This is a genomic window from Acinetobacter sp. ANC_7511, from assembly GCF_056779975.1.
In genome coordinates, this window is the sequence record NZ_JBWYIY010000006.1 from 65,525 (window position 1) to 85,137 (window position 19,613).

The 19,613-nt window shown below is 38.9% G+C and carries 19 protein-coding genes; 9 read left to right on the forward strand and 10 right to left on the reverse strand.

From position 1 onward, the window contains the following. Nucleotides 1-233 precede the first annotated feature (233 nt). Nucleotides 234-1,157, forward strand: coding sequence for a DMT family transporter (locus tag AC1M9L_RS05365; RefSeq protein WP_481587564.1), 924 nt, complete (start codon nt 234-236; stop codon nt 1,155-1,157). Between the two features lie 53 nt (nt 1,158-1,210). Here AC1M9L_RS05365 and soxR read toward each other — a convergent pair whose 3' ends face one another. Further along, on the reverse strand, nt 1,211-1,711 hold the full coding sequence (gene soxR, locus AC1M9L_RS05370; RefSeq protein WP_035265311.1) for a redox-sensitive transcriptional activator SoxR: 501 nt from the start codon (nt 1,709-1,711) through the stop codon (nt 1,211-1,213). Nucleotides 1,712-1,777: 66 nt separating this feature from the next. Here soxR and AC1M9L_RS05375 point away from each other — a divergent pair, with 66 nt between their 5' ends. The 6 genes from AC1M9L_RS05375 (at nt 1,778) to AC1M9L_RS05400 (ending at nt 6,340) form a co-directional block, all read left to right on the forward strand. Then, nucleotides 1,778-2,230 (forward strand): RidA family protein, encoded by a 453-nt coding sequence (locus AC1M9L_RS05375; protein WP_481587565.1) that lies wholly within the window; start codon nt 1,778-1,780, stop codon nt 2,228-2,230. Beyond that, nucleotides 2,223-3,425 (forward strand): MFS transporter, encoded by a 1,203-nt coding sequence (locus AC1M9L_RS05380; protein ID WP_481591545.1) that lies wholly within the window; start codon nt 2,223-2,225, stop codon nt 3,423-3,425. Before AC1M9L_RS05375 ends, AC1M9L_RS05380 begins: the two co-directional genes overlap by 8 nt. 153 nt (nt 3,426-3,578) lie before the next feature. Beyond that, nucleotides 3,579-4,748 (forward strand): zinc-binding dehydrogenase, encoded by a 1,170-nt coding sequence (locus tag AC1M9L_RS05385; RefSeq protein WP_481591546.1) that lies wholly within the window; start codon nt 3,579-3,581, stop codon nt 4,746-4,748. Nucleotides 4,749-4,896: 148 nt separating this feature from the next. Next, on the forward strand, nt 4,897-5,376 hold the full coding sequence (locus AC1M9L_RS05390) for a GFA family protein (RefSeq protein WP_481591547.1): 480 nt from the start codon (nt 4,897-4,899) through the stop codon (nt 5,374-5,376). Between the two features lie 150 nt (nt 5,377-5,526). Then, entirely contained in the window at nt 5,527-5,922 is a 396-nt protein-coding gene (locus AC1M9L_RS05395; RefSeq protein ID WP_035265307.1) for a transposase family protein, read from the forward strand. Then, nucleotides 5,870-6,340: a transposase gene (locus AC1M9L_RS05400; RefSeq protein WP_481591548.1), complete on the forward strand. Its 471-nt coding sequence runs from the start codon at nt 5,870-5,872 to the stop codon at nt 6,338-6,340. Before AC1M9L_RS05395 ends, AC1M9L_RS05400 begins: the two co-directional genes overlap by 53 nt. Nucleotides 6,341-6,524: 184 nt before the next feature. Here the strand turns inward: AC1M9L_RS05400 and AC1M9L_RS05405 are convergent, their stop codons facing one another. Both AC1M9L_RS05405 and AC1M9L_RS05410 read right to left on the reverse strand, forming a co-directional pair. After that, nucleotides 6,525-6,887, reverse strand: a complete 363-nt coding sequence (locus AC1M9L_RS05405; protein ID WP_481591549.1) for a hypothetical protein — start codon at nt 6,885-6,887, stop codon at nt 6,525-6,527. 129 nt (nt 6,888-7,016) lie between these two features. Continuing rightward, entirely contained in the window at nt 7,017-7,283 is a 267-nt protein-coding gene (locus tag AC1M9L_RS05410) for a hypothetical protein (RefSeq protein ID WP_481591586.1), read from the reverse strand. Nucleotides 7,284-7,475: 192 nt separating this feature from the next. Between AC1M9L_RS05410 and dusA the strand changes: the two genes are divergently transcribed. Beyond that, nucleotides 7,476-8,486 (forward strand): tRNA dihydrouridine(20/20a) synthase DusA, encoded by a 1,011-nt coding sequence (dusA, locus tag AC1M9L_RS05415; RefSeq protein ID WP_481591550.1) that lies wholly within the window; start codon nt 7,476-7,478, stop codon nt 8,484-8,486. A gap of 62 nt (nt 8,487-8,548) precedes the next feature. Here the strand turns inward: dusA and AC1M9L_RS05420 are convergent, their stop codons facing one another. From AC1M9L_RS05420 to AC1M9L_RS05450, 7 genes are all read right to left on the reverse strand, one after another. Next, entirely contained in the window at nt 8,549-9,316 is a 768-nt protein-coding gene (locus AC1M9L_RS05420; RefSeq protein WP_481588691.1) for a tRNA threonylcarbamoyladenosine dehydratase, read from the reverse strand. A 67-nt stretch (nt 9,317-9,383) separates the two neighbouring features. Then, nucleotides 9,384-10,217: a TatD family hydrolase gene (locus AC1M9L_RS05425; protein ID WP_481591587.1), complete on the reverse strand. Its 834-nt coding sequence runs from the start codon at nt 10,215-10,217 to the stop codon at nt 9,384-9,386. Between the two features lie 7 nt (nt 10,218-10,224). Beyond that, nucleotides 10,225-11,172: an RsiV family protein gene (locus AC1M9L_RS05430; RefSeq protein WP_092766781.1), complete on the reverse strand. Its 948-nt coding sequence runs from the start codon at nt 11,170-11,172 to the stop codon at nt 10,225-10,227. A gap of 130 nt (nt 11,173-11,302) precedes the next feature. Further along, a complete protein-coding gene (locus tag AC1M9L_RS05435) occupies nt 11,303-12,127 on the reverse strand; it encodes a hypothetical protein (protein WP_481591551.1) in 825 nt (274 codons plus the stop codon). 83 nt (nt 12,128-12,210) lie between these two features. Further along, nucleotides 12,211-13,803, reverse strand: a complete 1,593-nt coding sequence (locus AC1M9L_RS05440; protein WP_035265298.1) for a peptide chain release factor 3 — start codon at nt 13,801-13,803, stop codon at nt 12,211-12,213. A gap of 120 nt (nt 13,804-13,923) precedes the next feature. Further along, nucleotides 13,924-15,990, reverse strand: coding sequence for a putative bifunctional diguanylate cyclase/phosphodiesterase (locus AC1M9L_RS05445; RefSeq protein WP_481591552.1), 2,067 nt, complete (start codon nt 15,988-15,990; stop codon nt 13,924-13,926). A gap of 216 nt (nt 15,991-16,206) precedes the next feature. Further along, nucleotides 16,207-18,390, reverse strand: a complete 2,184-nt coding sequence (locus AC1M9L_RS05450; RefSeq protein ID WP_481591553.1) for a carboxy terminal-processing peptidase — start codon at nt 18,388-18,390, stop codon at nt 16,207-16,209. 196 nt (nt 18,391-18,586) lie between these two features. Here AC1M9L_RS05450 and nagZ point away from each other — a divergent pair, with 196 nt between their 5' ends. Then, nucleotides 18,587-19,606, forward strand: coding sequence for a beta-N-acetylhexosaminidase (gene nagZ, locus AC1M9L_RS05455; RefSeq protein ID WP_481591554.1), 1,020 nt, complete (start codon nt 18,587-18,589; stop codon nt 19,604-19,606). Nucleotides 19,607-19,613 lie beyond the last annotated feature (7 nt).

Below are 19,613 nucleotides of genomic sequence, written 5' to 3' on the forward strand. Positions count from 1 at the left end.
GAATGCTTACAAACCGTGCAAAAAAAATTTGAAATATTTTTTTGATGTATTTTTTGGGTTGATAGACCACTGTTTTTTTCATATTACGCACCACAATGATGCATTTAAACAAAAAATCAAAACGCCTTATGTCGCTAGGTAGGTGATTTAGCGAAAATTAGAGATTGAATTTTAGAGCTTACAATGAAGATTGGCTTATACTTCCATTACTTAAAAATTGATTTTTAACATTTATGGTACTTAAGCTGACTCCCACTCAGTTAGGGAGTTTATGTGCGCTGTTGGCAGCATTCTTGTTTAGTAGTAAAGCGATCTTAATCAAACAAGCTTATGCAGTTTCTGAAGATGTTGATGCAACATTGCTGGTTGCCTTAAGGATGCTCAGTGCCTTACCCGTTTTTCTTTTTATTTGTTGGTTGAACCGACACCGTAATCGCGGATTTTCAGCGCAGGATTGGGCCCTACTCCTCGTTGCTGGTTTGATTGGATATTATTTTTCAAGTTGGCTCGATTTTATGAGTCTGATGTACATCAGTGCCTCTTTGGAGCGTATTATCCTATTTCTATATCCCACCATGACAGTAATTGCATCAAGTGTAATTTTCAAACATCCTCTTTCAATGAAGACTATTTTTGCGATTGGACTAAGTTATGGCGGCACGCTTATAGTGATGCTCCAAGAACAAAGCAATGTGCCTCATGAAAGTAATTTTTGGCTAGGTGTGAGTTTAGTTTTCGCAAGCGCGATTTGCTTTGCGAGTTATCTATTGATGACTCCAAAATTAATCCAAAAATTTGGATCGTGGAATTTTACGGGCTTAGCAATGTCTATCGCCTGCTTAGGGACGATTCTTCACTACTTTATTGCTCAGCCAAGTCCTATATCCAATATCCTTCAACAACCCATAGAAATAATCGGATATGGTGTTGCATTAGGTATTGGGGTAACGGTGATTCCAACTATTCTCATTGCGCAAAGTATTGCTCGTTTAGGTGCTTCTCAAACAGCCATGATTGGTTCACTTGGTCCAATTCTGACCATTATATTGGCAACTATCTTTTTAGGGGAATCAATGAATATGATTCAATGGTTTGGTTGTGCGCTGAATATATTGGGTGTGATGATGATTACGCTTTCCAAAACTAAACTGAAATAAAGACAACATTAACCTCACAGTTCAAATTTCAAAATAATGCTTCACGATGAAACTTAGTCTTCATAGTGAATTTCTATTTTCCCTTGATCATCGTCAAATTTAATGTCGAGTGGAACAAAGTGGGAACCCGACGATGTAGACCCCATTTGATCATTTTCATTTCTTAGTGGGCATTCAGTTAAAGATAAGCACCCACAACCAATGCACCAATCCAGTTGTTGACGAAGTTGAAGCATATTTAAGATTTTTTGATCTAAAATTTTTTGCCATGCACTCGATAATGCGGTCCAATCTGATTTAGTCGCGGTTTTATTCTTAGGGAGTATGTTAAATGCTTGCTTCACTTCAGAGAGTGAAATCCCAACCTGCTGTGCCACTTTGATGATAGCAATCCTTCTCAGCATATATCGAGGATATCGCCGTTGATTTCCTTCCGTCCGCACACTCCAAATAAGAGCTTTGTCTTCATAAAATCTGAGTGCTGCGACCGATACACCACTTCGAGCAGCTAACGCGCCTATACTGAGCCACTGTTGTAATTTTTGTTCTTCCATGCTCTTGACCTCAAGTTAAGTTGAGCTTTCATAATTCTTTTCTAAGCTTAATCCAGAGAAGATAGAATGACAAAACCAAATAAGCCACCATTTAGTTTAACCACTAAAAATCCACCTCAGCTTTATTCCCCAAGGCAATTTGGATATAGCCACATCTGTGAGGTCAAACACTTCAACACAGTCGTTCATATATCAGGTCAAGGTGGTGAAAATGCCGAAGGACATTATTCCACTGATTATTCAGAACAACTCAACCAAGTCTTCGAAAATCTCAAAATCGCTCTCAGCTATGCACATATCGACTTTTATAACATTGCTGTTCTAAGCGTATTGATTGTCAATTTTGACCAACAAAAACATCACCTGTTAAATCTGAAAATGAATACAATATGGAAAGATCAAAATTTCCCAGCATGCACACTAATCCCTGTGTCTCGCTTGGCATTAGACGCCATGCAAATTGAAATCGAAGCCACAGCTTACTGCTCCTCATCCACTGAGCCATTTATTCATGTATAACGATCTTGACGATTTAAATAAAAAAGACATCACGAATGACACTGCTTTACTTTGGTTGATGGCCATTGCTTGTGGTATTTGTGCAGGCGCTAATTATTATTCGCAGCCCTTAATTCACTCTGTTCAACTTTACTTTAATGCCCCTGCAACAGATGTGGCATTAACTGTCACTTTGGCTCAAGTCTCTTATGCTGTCGGACTACTTTTTATCGTACCACTTGGTGATATTCTTAATAAAACGAAATTAATCCCATTTTTAATGTTCTTTGCAGCAGTGGGATTATTTATTTGTGCTTTTTCGCTCAACCTTTATATGTTATGGGCTGGCACAATTATCACTGGGCTTTTCTCGGTTGCAGCACAAATTTTGATTCCGTTTGCCACGATGGCGGTTCGACCAGAACGAACAGGCGAAGTCGTCGGGTTACTGATGAGCGGATTATTGGTAGGCATTTTAATTTCGACCAGTTTAGCTGGTTTGTTATCCAACTTATTTAATTGGCAGCTCATTTATATCGTCAGTGGAATTTTGATGTTAATGGTCGCTGTGGTACTTAATATTCGTCTGCCTTATATTCCTAGCTCTAAAATTAGTTATTTTGCTGTGTTTAAATCCATGGGGCTGCTACTCAAAGAAGAGCCTCGTTTAATTTATCGCTCTATCATTGGTGCCTTTGCATTTGCAACGATGAGCATCCTCTTCTCGACCATTTCTATTTTACTTAAATCCTCTTTTTCTCTTGAAGATGTCATGGTGGGTTTAGTCACTTTGGTTGGCGTATTTGGCGCCTTGTCCACCAAGAAAATTGGTAAGATCGCCGACCGTGGTTACGTCAAACAAATCACTTGGTTTGGCATTTTAATCCTAGGTAGCGCATGGATATTCCTTTATTTAGGTGCATTCGATTTAAGTTGCTATATCATCGGTTTTGGACTGATGAATCTCGGTCTAGCATTGGTGCATAGTAGCAACCAGAATGTGATTTTTAATTTAAGACCGGATGCTAAATCTCGTGTAAATTCACTTTATATGACCAGCTATTTTATTGGTGGCGCAAGTGGTTCCGCGCTAGGAATTTATGCTTGGGATCATGGTGGATGGGCAATGGCGTGTATCGTAGGATTAATCTTGGTCAGTTGTACAGCACTATTCACGCTAGTGGATCAACGTTATCATCGAACCCAACTAAGCTAACTCATAAAATATGCATGTTAAGCCTCTATAAATGGAGGCTTTTTCAATAATTTAGCCTCTGCAGTCATCATTCAGTCCTCTAAAGCTGTGTATCTCTTGTGCGTAATCACACACACTGTTCACTATCATTATAAAAAATATTCGTGAACAAGAATGAAAGCAGTTGTATGTCATCAAAATGAATTAACACTTGAAGATGTCAGCCATCTAACACCATCACAAGGACAAACTTTATTAGAAGTTGTGCGATGTGGTATTTGTGGCAGTGATTTACATATGCAACATAGTTGTGACCACATGCATGAACTTACGGCTAAAGTGGGTCTAAAAGGTGTTGCAAAGTCAACAGACCGTTTTGTCATGGGGCATGAATTTTGCGGTCGTGTTCTAGATTATGGTCCTAAAACTAGAAAAAAATTTAAAACAGATACCTTAGTTTGTGCGATGCCACTATTGAAAGTTGATCAGTGGGGTTATCAAGCGACTGGTCTTTCCCCTCAAGCTTCTGGTGGTTATGCCGAACAAATATTGGTGCAATCTCAACTCATGTTTGCGGTGCCAAATGGATTACATCCCGATCTTGCAGCAATGACCGAGCCAATGGCGGTTGCTTTACATGCAGTACGTCGGAGCAGAATAAAGAAATCAGAACCCGCAATTGTTATTGGTTGTGGTCCAGTAGGCTTAGGTGTCATTTTAATGCTCAAAGCGATTGGTGTGAAAAAAATTATTGCCAGTGACTTCTCACCAAATCGCCGTCGGCTGGCTCAACTTTGTGGTGCAGATGTCGTCATTGATCCTAAACAATCCTCGCCTTTTGAGAGTTGGAAAGAATACGGTTTATTGGGTGATGCTTCTGAAGCAATTAACTATGGAATCGGTATTTTCGAAAAGATACAGTCTATGCATATTCCATGGTGGCATGCGTGGCGTGTGGCTGACAAATTAGGTGCTTTACCCAAACGTCCTGTGATTTTTGAATGTGTCGGGATGCCAGGCATCCTTCAACAGATTATTAACGGTGCGCCATTATTTTCTAAAATTATCGGTGTGGGTGTATGTATGCAATCCGACAGCATCGAACCCGCTTTGGCTTTAAACAAAGAAATCGAAATCCAGTTTGTGATTGGTTATACGCCACTTGAGTTCAGAGATGCGCTCCATATGATCGCTGAAGGTCAAATTGATTGTTCTCCTCTGATAACGGGCGTTGTAGGTCTTGCAGGAGTCAAAGATGCTTTTCAGGCCTTAGGTGATCCTGAACAACACGCTAAAATTTTGGTCGACCCCAAAAAGACCGGATCTGATATCAGTGCACTTTAGATAATCTTTAGGTTCTATACGACATAAGTGCGATTTTTTTACTATGGGGCTCAAACTTGATCAGAGTCCTTATTTATCCTGCGTGATACTCAATCGAACTTTAAAATTTTAATTTCATCTATGAATAGATCTTAAACAAGGAAGTTTTATGTCAAATTTAAATCACATGCCTTTCAATGTTGAAGCAAGTTGTTCTTGTGGCGCAAATACTTTTCGCTTTTCTCATGCACCCATCGCACATTTTATTTGTCACTGCCAAGTTTGCCAAGAATATACAGGTAAGGCATTTTCAGATGTTTTAGTATTCTTGAAACAAGATGTTTATGATTTAAATATTAAACAGACTACTTTTAAACGTTTGAAGTCACCACCCAATATCCGTCGTGGGATATGCAAACAATGTCAGTCCCCTTCTATTGAATTTGGAATATTAGATCAGTTGGTATTTATTCCTAAATGGAACTTAAAAGACTTCTCGCAAGTTCCCCCTGAAAATATGCATATTTTTTACCATCGTCGTGTGCAAGATGTAGCTGATGATTTGCCAAAAAATAATGGTTTTATCCAGAGTCAAACTCAAGCAGCTAAGTTTATTCTTGAAGGGTTAGCTAATAGAATTCTAAAATAAAATCATCAATAAAATATGACTTCACTTGAACACTTTTTAAACCAATGATTGAAAAATTTAAATTATATCTCTTTCATAAATCAAAAAAAGATCTATCCTTTGCTGATTATTTGTACCGAATAATTTTAAATATTCATACATAATTTGCGAATGAAATACATCGACTCAAAGAAGCTTTCTGAAACACAGTTTAAGCGATATACAGGCATCTCATGGTCAACCTTTGATTTAATGGCGGAACAGCTAAAAATGCTTGTACCTGCTAAAGGTAGACCATCTAAGTTAAGTGTAGAAGATCAAATCCTGCTGTGCTTAAGTTATTGGCGTGAATATCGAACATTGTTTCATGTCGCAACCAGTTATGGTGTGTCAGAGCCTACTGCTTCAAGAATCGTCCGCCACGTAGAGGATTGCCTGATCAAGTCCAATCTATTTAATTTACCCAAGAGTTTGCCTGAAGGCGAAGGTATCGACTGGAATGTGGTGATCGTTGATGCCACAGAAACCCCAATACAAAGACCTAAAAAAACAGAAGAAAAGCTATAGTGGTAAGAAGAAAGCTCATACTTTCAAAGTACAAGCCATTATCCATTATAGAACACAGCAAGTTCTGAGTTTATGCACGAGTTGTGGTGCTGTACATGATTTCGAGCTTTTCAAACGCAACTTGAATCAGATTCCTAAAGGTGCTTTTATTCTTGCAGAGAAAGGTTATCAAGGGATTTATACGGTGTATCCAAATAGTCTATTGCCATTAAAAGCAAAAAAGCGCTGTAAACTAGATCCTGAGCTAAAAGTTTACAATCAAGAAATCAATAAAAGAAGAATTGGGATTGAGCATGTATTTGGGACTTTGAATACCTTCAAAATCCTTGCTGAGCGATATCGCAACCGTGGCAAAAGATTGGGATTAAGATTCAGTTTAATCGCAGGGGTTTATAATTTAGAACTGAGTAAAAAATGATTTATGAAAGAACCCTAATATTTATACCAAGCAAAAAAATATAATAACCAAGAGGCTTTGTTGCAAACAATAATTCATAACCGCCTGATTCAAATCAATTAAAATAAAAAATTATATTTCCTATAATAAAGATTTATTCATATAAAAAGATTTATATAAAAAAAGCCAAAGCTTCTGATAATATTTAAATTAATATTGAAAATATCCAACCGCCTATAACATTGATATAAGAAAAAAAATACCATCTAATTTTAAGTAGATTTAATTTAAATAAAAAACTAAATATCCAAAAAAATGTATTTAAAGCAAAACATATACAAAAATAAGTGAGAATTAATGTTAGTTCCCCAAAAAATGAATTCTGATAGTGATCAAACAACAATTCAATACTGAGTACAAATGGAAGCGAGCCAATTACAATATTCCAGTTCAATATCTTTTCTCTTTTCTCTTTTAATTGCCAACCAAAGAGAGTCAATGTAGCCTGAAAAATAAAAAAATAAGCCAAAATGAGTAAAAAGTCTCCTGGGTTTTTAAAACCACTCATCATTTTGAAAACCCACATTTGGCTTCATAGCCCATATCCACACATCCTTCATCTATTAGATAAAGCAGTGTATTAAACTTCCTCAAAGTCTGGCTAAATATACCGTCCAGTTTAATACATGACGCCACATCACTTTGACCAATAAGTATTAAACATCTCTTTGATACCATCATCATCTTCCATATATTCCTCAGGTGATATTTTTAAAGCTACACCACTCAAATAAATTATTGCTTTCCATAGAAGCTTCTCTTCAGTAGGAGGATCAAAAAACAATTCATTATGGTCAAGCGCATTCATCCTTATTCTTGCCCACTCTTCAGCTTCCTCTCGACTGATTCTATGGGTCAATAAGCCGCTGAATACTTGTTGTACATCTGATAAAAATATTTTCATAACACCATTTCCCAGTATATTACCCATTCTTATCAAATAAATAATGTGTTTTAGTTCCATTATTAAATTCTGGGCGTATCTGTCTAATATTACCTGAATTATCAAGTGTTTCATGCCCCTCCTCAATGAACCATTTTTTAAATTATGGTAAGATGCCGAGCTTTTCACGATTTACAAAATCTAGGTTTTATCATGTCCAATATCCAATCCTTACAGCCTCGAATTTCCGTCGCACCCATGATGGATTGGACGACTCGTGATTACCGCTTTTTTGCACGTTTATTCAATCCAAATATCATCATGTACACCGAGATGGTAACCACAGGCGCAATTTTATTTGGCGATGCAGCCCGTCATTTAGATTACAGTAAAGAAGAACACCCTATTGTGTTACAGCTTGGTGGATCAAATCCTAAAGACCTCGCAACCTGCTCTAAAATGGCTCAAGATTGGGGCTATGATGAAATCAATTTGAATGTTGGTTGTCCTAGTGATCGCGTTCAAAACAATAAAATTGGTGCTTGCCTCATGGCTGAGCCTGACCTGGTTGCTGAATGTATTGCTGAAATGCAAAATGCAGTTGATATCCCCGTCACGGTAAAACACCGAATCGGCATCGATGATATGCAATCTTATGAGGAGATGCTGCATTTTGTCGATACCGTTGCAAAAACGGGATGTCAAAATTTTATCGTGCATGCACGCATTGCTTTACTACAAGGTTTGTCACCAAAAGAAAATCGGGACATTCCGCCTTTACGTTATGAAGATGTCTATCGCTTAAAGCAAGATCGCCCAGAACTATTGATCGAAATCAACGGTGGGATCAAAACATTTGCTGAAACTCAACAACACTTACAACATGTGGATGGTGTCATGATTGGTCGCGAGGCTTATCACAATCCTTATCTACTGGCTGAACTAGGACAATTATGGAATTTGTCAGCACCTGATCGTTTTGAGATCATGCAGGAAATGATGCCATATATTGCAAAACGTTTAGCTGATGGTGCGCCACTTTCAGTGATTACACGTCATATTTTAGGCTTATTTCAAAACCTTCCTGGTGCACGAAAATGGCGACAAGCCCTGAGTGGGGGTAATGCGAAAACCTTAAAAGATATTGAAAATGCCTTAATCGGTATGCAACAAGCCATTCAAAGACATGCTGAACAAGAAAGCTTAAAAATCAATGCTGAATAAACAAATATCATCAGTAAAAAAGGTCTCTTGATAGAGACCTTTTTTGATAATCACTTTTAGGCTTATTTTGCTTGAATCGAGTCTAATCGTTTTAACACTTCAGCCACAGCTACCATTGCAAAACTTGATGTCACCACCACGGCTGAACCATAGCCCCCACATCTTAACCCGGCACTTGCACAAACATCAGCATTCGAAAAAGGATTATCCACCGAATAAATACAGGTGATACCAAACTTCTCTTTCGGCTTTTTACAGATACCTTTTGAGCGCAACTGACTTCTTAATTTTGCCAGCATCGGGTCGTATTCTGTTTTTGACAAATCTGCGACCCGAATTTTGAGTGGATCTAATTTACCACCAGCACCGCCAGATACAATCAAAGGGACTTTATTGAAACGACAATGTAGCATCAATGCGAGTTTTGCTTTGACATCATCAATGCAATCCAACACAACATCTGGATTTGAACTCAAAATCTCTGTTACATTTTCAGGCGTTAGATAATCATCAATTAAATTGATTTTTATACGTGGATTGATTTGGCGACAACGCTCTGCCATCACTTCAATTTTTTCATGACCTAATGTTGATGTCATCGCAGGTAACTGACGATTAATATTCGATGCTGCAACAGAATCCATATCCACTAATGTGAGCTCGCCCAAACCTGTTCTAGCCAAAGCTTCGACAGCCCAAGAGCCAACACCGCCAATACCGATCACCATGACATGACTGTTTTCATAATGCTGAAAATTTTCTTCGCCATAAATTTTGGCTACACCGGTAAAACGGCGTTCATATTCATCATCATGAACTAAGTCAGTCATATTGCTCTAACACTATTTGGAAAAGGCGTATTTTAGCAAAACTTCAGAGGAATAGAGAGTTTTGAACTCACGACAATTTCAGTTCATTTTTTAGGTTGAGTGCAGACACACTATTCTCCCAAACACGTTGCGCAATGTCTTCGATTCTCGTATTTAGACTATGTGCCAAACCCTCTAAAACATAAATTAAATTCTGTGGGGTATTACGGGTTCGGTGTTCAGTTGAAGTTTGACAACATAATGGCGTCATATCAGGACAGTCTGTTTCAATGACCAGATGCTCAATGCCAACATACTGAACTGTTTGGTGTAATTTTTTAGCATTGGGATTGGTAATCTGTCCCGTGACCCCTAACTTAAATCCAAGTTGAATAAATGCCTTTGCTTCTTCTACCCCTCCACTAAATGCGTGGGCGATCCCCCCCTGAAAAAATTGCTTTGCTTTTAACAGTTTTAATACTTCAGCATGAGATTTACGAATATGTAACAGCACAGGAAGCTTAAATTGTTGAGCCAAATCGAGTTGTTGCGCAAAAAAATCCTGTTGCTTAGCGAAAACTTCCGGCTGCTTATGTTGCTTGAGAAAAGTATCTAAACCAATTTCACCAACGGCGATGCATTGTTGTACTTCAAGAATTTTTTTTAAATCGTCTAGATGATGAGGCTGATGTTGTTCGATATAAAAAGGATGTAGACCTGGAGCGAGATAACTCCTCGGTGCCTGATCTAAACCATTTAACCAATGGTGTGTTTCAATCAATGTATGAAAGCGTTGGTGTTGAAACCCGATCAGTACAAGGGCATCCACTCCCTTCTGTTTAGCCTGATACGCAAGTTGCTCACGATCGAAGTCAAAATCTTCTACATCAAAGTGCGTATGCGTATCAAACAAACGTGGCATGGACATGTTATTTTGCTTCACCTGCAGCTTGAGGTACAGCAACTTGAACCGAAGAATGAACAGCCTCCAGCATTTCAGGTTTAATCACACCCTGTAGCTTTTCATAAGGAATCGTAAGTCTTGGCAAACCCACCACATAAGGACCAATTTCATATTCACCGTATTGAAGAATTAAACCCTTCTTACCCAAATAATAATTATCAGTGAGTTTAAATTTCCAAGCCTCTTCATACTCTTCAACGTTATCTGCTAACTGGGAATCTATGACCCATTTTTTAAATTCATCATGGGCCAATTGATTTAATTTATTCTTTTGGTCTTTCACTAAAATTTGATCTAGTGACACTTGTTTCTGCTGTTTCAAATCAAAATTAAAGTAAGTTTGTGAAGAAGAACCATGTGCACCTCCTAAATAGTTACTCGTATTCAATACGACGGTTGCAAGTGGTCCTTGTGAATTTAAAATTTTAGGACTAATACTCAAACTAATTTGATGTCCAACCCCCAAGTGCTTTAACTCTTTATCTAAACCCACAAAGTTATCAATATAGGGCTGAATCTGCTCTGCAAGTAACTGCGCTGCAGTTTTATATTCAACAACTTCACTTGCGGCTTGAGTATCTTTGTCTTTAGGCAGCGTCTGCTCAGGTTCGAACAACTCTAGCGTTTCTTGTAAATTTTTGATAATCGCTTGATCAATTAAGCCATCTAACACAAATTGATTCGTTCTCAATCGATCAATTGAAATTTCTGGACAATTGTTACCATCACATTCTACCAACCGAACAGGCACTTTTTCAGTTTCACCCTGAAGCACGAGTATCTGAACTTCCGATGCTGCTTGAGTTTGAGTGTCAGGTGACTCTTTAGGCCCGTCCCCTTTTGGCTGACATGCGCTCAGCGTAATTGCGGCAGTAAGTACAGATACAGTCCAAACTATTTTATTTTTTAACATCTCACAACCTTGAGGAGAAACGGTCATTTATCATTGATTTAAGCCTAACCCGATGAAATTGATAGCTCAAGCTTCGTTTGTATGGGTTTAACTGCAATTGTATATGCTACATTACAATATTTGTAATATTTCAAAACATCTTTTGAAAGATCTGCGGTACAACCACCTGCTTGGTTTGAGCATGATTCAAATAGATATCCAATTGCTCACCACCTTTGACAATTTCGTTCGCACGAATATGAACACCAATCCCTTCACCATCAAAGAACCATTCCTGATTTTGCCAGCTGAGATTCACTGGAGCGATACTTCTCACTTCACCACTCTGGGCCTTTAACCATTTTTGATAGGACACTTGAAGTATTCTTTCAAAATCATTTATTTGGTTCTTTTGAATCACATCCTGCAACTGTAAAACTTTTTTCTGCTTTCGATCCAATACCATAAAGTAACCACGATCTTTAACGATCACTTCAGCTTGTTTTGTGTTAACAATGAATTGGATCAACACATATTGATTTCGTTGGGTGGCGACTTGCGTCAGTATATCCAACTCATAAGGCTGATTCAGTGAAAACTCCTTCATCCATGATTCAGATCGACTTATATAGGTTTCGATGGATTGATCCAAACTCAATTTTTCTTTTTCATTGATTTGATCTTGAATCACAAAAGCCAAATGGTTGTTAAGTTGTTGATTGACCCACTGATCTGCTGTTTTTAGACTTAAAATTTCAATTTTTTCGCAGACCGATTTTGTGCAATTTTCGCTCTTTATTTCAACTTGAAACGCGTCATCATTTAAGTAAGGTAACACATCAGCATTTTTAACTTGGGCAGACTGCCCTGACTTTTGTGTCGTAGACTCTGGTTGTTTTTCACAAGATGCCATCCCAATGACTAAGGTAGCAAGAAGAATACGCAATCGTTTTTTTTGTAAGTTTAGAGTAATCACAAGAATCAACCAAAATTAAAGCATTGGTTATTCTGATACAAAAACAGCTTCACGAGGAAGCTGTTTTACATTTTCAAGCAAAATTAATGTTCACGTGTATTACGGAAAACAATATCAGGATAACGCTCTTGCATTAATTGTAAATTGACACGGCTAGGTGCTAAGTACGTTAAATGCCCACCACCATCAACTGAAAGTTGGTCATGTGCTTTTTTCTTAAATTCATTAAATTTTTTCTCATCTGGACATGAAACCCAACGAACAGTGTTAATGCTCACAGGCTCGTAAATACAATCTACTTTGTATTCTTCTTTTAAACGATAAGCAACAACTTCGAATTGAAGAACACCCACAGCACCTACAATAAGATCATTACTGTTTTGTGGCATAAATACCTGAGTTGCACCTTCCTCTGAAAGCTCTTTTAAACCTTTTTGAAGTTGCTTCGATTTTAAAGGATCTTTTAAACGAACACGACGGAACATTTCAGGAGCAAAGTGAGGAATACCTGTGAATTGCAAGTTTTCACCCGAAGTGAAAGTATCGCCGATTTGAATCGTACCATGGTTATGTAAACCAATAATGTCGCCTGGCCATGCCTCTTCTAAATGCTGACGATCACCCGCCAAGAACGTTAATGCATCTGAAATACGCACATCTTTCCCAATACGCACATGCTTCATTTTCAAGCCTTTTTCATATTTGCCTGAACAGATACGCATGAAAGCAATACGATCGCGGTGTTTAGGGTCCATATTGGCTTGAATTTTAAAGACAAAACCAGAGAAACCCTCTTCAGTCGCTTCAACTTTACGGTCTTGGGTAGGATGTGCTTTTGGTGGTGGTGCATATTCACTAAATGCATTCAAGACATGGTCTACACCAAAGTTACCCAACGCTGTACCAAACAATACTGGGGTTTGACGCCCTGCTAAGAATTCTTCACGATCAAGCGGTTCATTTGCCATTTGAACTAATTCTAGTGACTCTTCAAATGCAGCCCAAGCTAATTCACCGACTTTTTCACGAAGGTCAGCATGGTCATAACCGTCACGAATTTCAATATCTGTAATGGTTGAACCAAAACCTGCTTTATAGACATAGAATTTTTCTTCGATCAGATTAAAAACACCCGCGAAGTCACGGCCTGTACCTAAAGGCCAAGTTAAAGGTACGCATTTAATTTTCAGGACATTTTCGATTTCGTCGAGGAGCTCAAGCGGCTCACGGATTTCACGGTCCATTTTGTTGACGAATGAAATAATTGGTGTGTCACGCATACGACACACGTCCATTAACTTAATAGTACGATCTTCGACACCTTTCGCACCATCAATCACCATCAACGCTGAGTCTACGGCTGTAAGGGTACGATATGTATCTTCAGAGAAATCTTCATGCCCCGGTGTATCGAGCAGGTTGATCATTTTGTCTTTATAAGGGAACTGCATCACAGAGGTCGTAATCGAGATACCACGCTCTTTTTCCATTTCCATCCAATCTGATGTCGCAGCACGGTCAGATTTACGGCTTTTTACCATACCTGCAACTTGGATCGCTTGCCCCCACAACAATAACTTTTCCGTCATTGTGGTTTTACCCGCATCGGGGTGGGAAATAATGGCAAATGTACGTCGCTGAGCAACTTGCTCCGCTAACTCTTGCTTAAAGCTCATGAATAACACCTACTGCAGACATGCAGTTTAGAAGATCAAAAAAGATCAAAATAAAAATTGGCGATATTGTAGCAGATCAATACCGAATGTGAATGTGATGAATCAGAAACTGACCAGAAGTTAATAGTTCTTAAATGTGCTTTCTAAACGATCCACAGGTAATGGCATACCCAATAAATAGCCTTGTAATTGCTGACAACCTAAACGTTTTAAGATATCGGCTTGTTTTTGAGTTTCGACGCCTTCAGCTGTCACCACCAAACCTAAACGTTTAGCCAAGACAATAATACTTTCTAAGATAATTTCATCTTTTGTATTGGGTGAAAGATTTCGAATAAATTCACGGTCAATTTTAAGTTCATCTACCGGGAGATTCTTTAAATATAAGAAGCTTGAATGACCTGTTCCAAAATCATCAATCGCAAGCCCAATCCCCAGGTTTCGCAGGCTCTCAAAAGTACGAATACTGACATCGATATGATGCATTGCTGTCGACTCAGTAATCTCAATAATTAAATGGGCTGGATCGATCTGGTATTGTGTGATTAAACATCTTAATGTATCTACCAGCGCTTTATGTTCAAATTGTACAGCTGATAAATTTACAGCGATCGGACAGAAAGGCAATTTCTTTTTTTGCCAAGCTTGAATCTGTATACACGCTTGTTCAAGGGCCCAGTAGCCCATTTTAATAATAAGACCTGTTTGCTCCGCACCCTCAATAAACATATTCGGTGCTAGAAGTCCTAGACTTGGATGCTTCCAACGAATTAAAGCTTCAACGCCACAAATTTTAAAATCTGCTGTGAATTTCGGCTGATAAAATAAAATGAATTGTTGTTCTTCAACAGCACGATACAAATCATTGATAAGTTTTGATTGGCTACGTGCGACTTCTTGTTGATCTAATGAATAGTTAAACACACTATAAGTATTGCGACCTTGCTCTTTGGACATCAGCATTGCAGCATCAGCATTCACCAACAAATCATGTAAATCAGCACCATGATCTGGATAATAGACCACACCTAAACTTGCTGAGATATTGATTTCCTTCCCCGAAATCACAAAGCCTTCTTGGATTTTACTCAATACTAGATTGGCAACTTGATCAATTTGGTCTGTAGAAAAATCTTCAACAACCAATAAAAACTCATCACCACCAATACGAATTAATTTTTGGTTTTTTTCGAGTAATGCATGGAGTCGATGCGCTAAATTCACTAAAAGCTGATCACCAATATGATGTCCAAAAGCATCATTCACTGCCTTGAAACGATCCAAATCAATATAAATGAATGCAACTTTATGATCTTTAGATTGGTGAAGTGAAAATAATGAAGTGGTGTAATCAAGCAAAAAAAGTCGATTTGGAAGTTTGGTCAAATTATCTTGAAGGGCAAGGCTTTCCAATTCCTTATTCATTCTGATTAGTTGTTGATTTCTCTCTTCAAGTCGTAATTCTAAAATAGCGACAAAAAAACTGACCACTAAAACCAAGCAGGTGACAAATATAATGACAAAAAGTAATAAACCTTGACCTTCATGGAGTTGATTCAATGCTGCATATTTGGCATCCACGGGTTGGAAAGTCGCAGCCGCCATACCAATATAATGCATTCCCACAATACTAAAAGCGATCATGAATGCCACGGCAAGCTTGAAAGCCAATTTATTGTGATAGGTACGCTTATATTTAAACATCAGCCAGAATGACAACCCTGAACCACATACAGCAATCAGTACAGAAAAAATCACCAAAATGGTGTCATAACGAATAATGTAGTTGGGAACGATCAATCCCGCCATTCCAGTATAGTGCATACCTGAAATACCGAAACCCATCAGAAGTGCACCCAAAACCAATCTAGCCAAAGGAAGTGTAGATCTAGTCGTGAGCCATATGGCAAAAATTGAAGCGAGAGCTGCGATCACATAAGAGAATAGCGTTAAACCTATATCGAAACTATGATCTTCGGGTAAATGACAAGCCAGCATTCCAACAAAATGCATGACCCAAATCGCAAGACCAAATATCATGCCACTTACACCGAGCAGCACTTTTTGACCAACTGGGTTTTTGTGGGTACTAATGAGTTGTTCAAATGAAATAGCAATAAAGCAGACGATCACTGCCGCCACAGCAGAACCCGCCACCATTGCATAATCGTAACTCATATGAATCATATAGAGACTTATCCGTACCTGAACCTGTTTTTATTTTATTTAAACCCCAAAAGTACAGCAAATAAATGTAAGAAGGTTCAACTTTTTAATGAGCATTTGTCGCCTACAACAATATCACCATCTCATTGAACGTCAAGTTGTTTTTCGGCGATATCCATAAAAAATGGCGTATCGAAATACGCCATTTTTTTAAGTAAAACTTAACAATAAATATTTTTATTTTTGCAAGGCAATGTAATCGAGCAAGATATGAGCTGATTCAGTGACAAATGCCTCTTCCTCAGGTAAAGGTGGACGTTGATTAGTTTTCATCTTAGCACGCGATTCAGCCAAAGCTTCCATCGACGCCTGATAACTTTCCCAATTTGGATAAGCAGTTTTACCCATTGCTATACGGCGTTTGTTTTCTTCTGCCAACGTTTCTTTTTCCAAAGCGATGAGCTCAGATTTACGTTGATCGATATCCAACACGATTTGTTTATTCTCTTTAGCTTTCTGCGAAATCGCTTTACGCGCTTCTAAATACTTAAATTGAATATCATTCGCAACACGCTGTTTTGAATGAGCAGCTAATTTTGGTACAAAGGCTTGCACTTCTCCCTCACGTTTGAAAGGAGCTGTAGGGATGGTATCCCACTCTAAAGCATTCTTAGCTTTACGCTCCCCAAACTCTTCATCGTAGATATCAACCAATTGAATATCAGGCACAACCCCTTTATTTTGTGTGCTTCCACCAGTAACACGGTAAAACTTTCGTTGCGTCAATGTCGCTTGACCATACGCTAAGCTGTCCAATTGAACTTGGGCTGTACCCTTACCTGTCGTAGTACTTCCAATCACAATCCCACGACCATAATCCTGCACAGCAGCTGAATAGATTTCACTTGCTGATGCAGAAGCCAGATTCACCATGACAGCCAATGGACCTGCGTAGGTTTGAGCGCCTCCATCACGATCTTCGAAGACACTGACGTTACCATTCCCATCCCGAATTTGAACCACTGGACCAGATTTAATCACTTGCCCAATCATTTTTGCCACTTCTTCGAGTGAACCACCAGGGTTATTACGAAGATCAACGATAATGCCATCGACATTTTGCGCAGCTAAACTTTTCAATGCATTATTGGTATCTTCAGATACTGAACGATAGCTTTCACCAGCACGACGGGCACGGTAGTTGTAATAGAACGATGGAATTTCGACTACTCCAACTTTATGTTTCTTGCCATCACGTACAATTTCAACTGTTCTTGAACGTACACCCGCATCCTCTTCTTGAATCACATCACGTACGATAGTTACGGTACGTGCCTGACTCATAGATGCTCCAGGTCCGAGCAATTTAATGGTGACTTTAGTCCCACGCTTACCTCGGATCAATCCAACGATTTCAGAACTGGTCCACCCAATGACGTCGACCATTTTGTCACCGTCTTGCGCGACACCAATAATACGATCACCAGACTTGACCTGCCCCGTCTTAAACGCAGGACCACCATCTACGATCGTCTCGATACGCGTATAGTCTTCATTCCCACGTTCTGGACGGATCGACACACCAATCCCCTCAAGCTGCAATGTGGTCTGACGATTTAACTCAATCGCATCGATTGGCGGGAAATAATTACTGTGCGGGTCATAGGTCGCCAACATAGCATTGAGCGTTTTTTCTAAAACGTCATCGCTTTTTGTACGCTTCATACGTTCTAATTGACGCATATAGCGCTTGGTCAAAGTCTGAACTGGCGTTAAATCTTCAGCTGAAGTGAGATCTTGTCCTGCTGCTAAAGAAGGATCATCTTTCAGCGCTTTTTGCTTAGCCAAATCTTCTTCTTTAGCAATCGTTAAATTGATTAACTGAGACACCAACATTTTGCGCCATTGATTTTCTTGCTCAGCTTTATTTTTGAAAAATGGAGCCTTTTCACGATCAGACTCGATAAACACATTAGGTTGATTTAGGTTTTGCGGTTTTTTTAACTCCGCCAACATAAACTCATAGAATGACTTTAAACGATCACGATATTGAGCGTGAATGGCATAAGGTCCTTCAAGGTTACCCGCTTTGAGCGCCGCTCCAAAAGTTGGTCCGTATTTTTTCTTATAGTTTGCCACTTCATCTGCCAAGAAAAGGCTATGGTCAGGATCAAGACTATCAATATACATATCAAAAATACGTTGTGAGGTCTTAGCATCTAAACGCATATTTAAATAGTGCTGACGATCCACCAAAGTTGCTAATTGTCTTGAAACTAAAGCTTGTTCTTGTGTGGGCTTTATATTCTGAACCTGTTGAACCGCTGGTTCATTCGCTGCGATCGCAACATTAATTGTATGACCAAAAAATAAACCACCAGTGGCAATGGCTACCGCGCAAGCGATTGTTTGAAGTTTCATAACGAATTTGTCTTTCCTTGGATAAACCAAATTTACACTATTGTTTTCAGATAGAAATATTAATATTCAAAACCTTAAACAACTTTTTTATTTCTGCCGTATAGTTTTATCATAATCTGTACGGAGAAAATGTAGCAAATCATTGCAAAATTCGGGTATTGTTTTCTCTTTTAAAATTAGAATCACGGATTCCACTATGATTGGCGCATTGATGCTTGATATTGAGGGCACAACACTTAATCAAGAAGATATTCAACTCCTACAATCTCCACAAGTTGGTGGAGTCATTTTGTTTGGAAGAAATATTGAATCACCTCAACAAGTTCGCGCCTTAACGGATCATATGCGCCAAGTTCGTCCCGATATTTTGATTGCAGTCGATCAAGAAGGCGGACGCGTACAACGTTTAAAACAAGGCTTCACTCTCCTTCCTGCCATGGGACGTTTCGGTGAGCTCTATTTAAGTCAGCCAGAACGCGCAATTGAATTGGCTGAACAATGCGGTTGGCTCATGGCTACCGAAGTTCTTGCAGTCGGGATCGATTTCAGCTTTGCACCTGTATTAGACCTTAACGACATTAGCGATGTTATTGGTGATCGTGCTTTTGCTAAAAATATCTCAGATATCATCCCTTTAGCCCAAGCCTTTATGCAAGGTATGAAACGCGCAGGTATGGCAACCACGGGGAAACACTTCCCTGGCCATGGCTCGGTTAAAGCAGATTCACATATTGCTGCAGCTGTGGATACACGAAGTTATGCTGAAATTGAAGCTCAAGATATGCAAAGCTTTATTCAACTCCAACCTCAACTTGACGCACTCATGCCAGCACATGTGATTTATGAAAAAGTAGATCCAAATCCTGCTGGTTTTTCTCAGTATTGGGTTCAAAAAGTACTTCGTGAAACACTTGAGTTCGATGGTGTCTTGTTTTCTGATGACTTAAGTATGCAAGCAGCTTGTGTTGCAGGTGGTGCAGATGCTCGCATCAAAGCCGCGCTTGAAGCTGGCTGTGATATGGGCTTAGTCTGCAATAATCGGGAATCTGCATGTGTCGCGCTCAGTGCCATAGAGAATTATCCATTGCCGAACCAAGAACGCTTAGAGCGTATGCGCGGTAAGATTCAAGAGATTCGCATTGGTGAACAACTTGACTTAGGCAACGAATGGAAATCTGTCAAAAAGGTCATTGAAGATTTTAGACAATCATTTTAATAATAAA

What these genes read in the sequence shown, in the direction of transcription:
- AC1M9L_RS05365 (WP_481587564.1), top strand. Translation starts at nt 234, where the DNA reads ATGGTACTTAAGCTGACTCCCACTCAGTTAGGGAGTTTATGTGCGCTG.
- soxR (WP_035265311.1), bottom strand. Translation starts at nt 1,711, where the DNA reads ATGGAAGAACAAAAATTACAACAGTGGCTCAGTATAGGCGCGTTAGCT.
- AC1M9L_RS05375 (WP_481587565.1), top strand. Translation starts at nt 1,778, where the DNA reads ATGACAAAACCAAATAAGCCACCATTTAGTTTAACCACTAAAAATCCA.
- AC1M9L_RS05380 (WP_481591545.1), top strand. Translation starts at nt 2,223, where the DNA reads ATGTATAACGATCTTGACGATTTAAATAAAAAAGACATCACGAATGAC.
- AC1M9L_RS05385 (WP_481591546.1), top strand. Translation starts at nt 3,579, where the DNA reads ATGAAAGCAGTTGTATGTCATCAAAATGAATTAACACTTGAAGATGTC.
- AC1M9L_RS05390 (WP_481591547.1), top strand. Translation starts at nt 4,897, where the DNA reads ATGTCAAATTTAAATCACATGCCTTTCAATGTTGAAGCAAGTTGTTCT.
- AC1M9L_RS05395 (WP_035265307.1), top strand. Translation starts at nt 5,527, where the DNA reads ATGAAATACATCGACTCAAAGAAGCTTTCTGAAACACAGTTTAAGCGA.
- AC1M9L_RS05400 (WP_481591548.1), top strand. Translation starts at nt 5,870, where the DNA reads ATGCCACAGAAACCCCAATACAAAGACCTAAAAAAACAGAAGAAAAGC.
- AC1M9L_RS05405 (WP_481591549.1), bottom strand. Translation starts at nt 6,887, where the DNA reads ATGAGTGGTTTTAAAAACCCAGGAGACTTTTTACTCATTTTGGCTTAT.
- AC1M9L_RS05410 (WP_481591586.1), bottom strand. Translation starts at nt 7,283, where the DNA reads ATGAAAATATTTTTATCAGATGTACAACAAGTATTCAGCGGCTTATTG.
- dusA (WP_481591550.1), top strand. Translation starts at nt 7,476, where the DNA reads ATGTCCAATATCCAATCCTTACAGCCTCGAATTTCCGTCGCACCCATG.
- AC1M9L_RS05420 (WP_481588691.1), bottom strand. Translation starts at nt 9,316, where the DNA reads ATGACTGACTTAGTTCATGATGATGAATATGAACGCCGTTTTACCGGT.
- AC1M9L_RS05425 (WP_481591587.1), bottom strand. Translation starts at nt 10,217, where the DNA reads ATGCCACGTTTGTTTGATACGCATACGCACTTTGATGTAGAAGATTTT.
- AC1M9L_RS05430 (WP_092766781.1), bottom strand. Translation starts at nt 11,172, where the DNA reads ATGTTAAAAAATAAAATAGTTTGGACTGTATCTGTACTTACTGCCGCA.
- AC1M9L_RS05440 (WP_035265298.1), bottom strand. Translation starts at nt 13,803, where the DNA reads ATGAGCTTTAAGCAAGAGTTAGCGGAGCAAGTTGCTCAGCGACGTACA.
- AC1M9L_RS05445 (WP_481591552.1), bottom strand. Translation starts at nt 15,990, where the DNA reads ATGATTCATATGAGTTACGATTATGCAATGGTGGCGGGTTCTGCTGTG.
- AC1M9L_RS05450 (WP_481591553.1), bottom strand. Translation starts at nt 18,390, where the DNA reads ATGAAACTTCAAACAATCGCTTGCGCGGTAGCCATTGCCACTGGTGGT.
- nagZ (WP_481591554.1), top strand. Translation starts at nt 18,587, where the DNA reads ATGATTGGCGCATTGATGCTTGATATTGAGGGCACAACACTTAATCAA.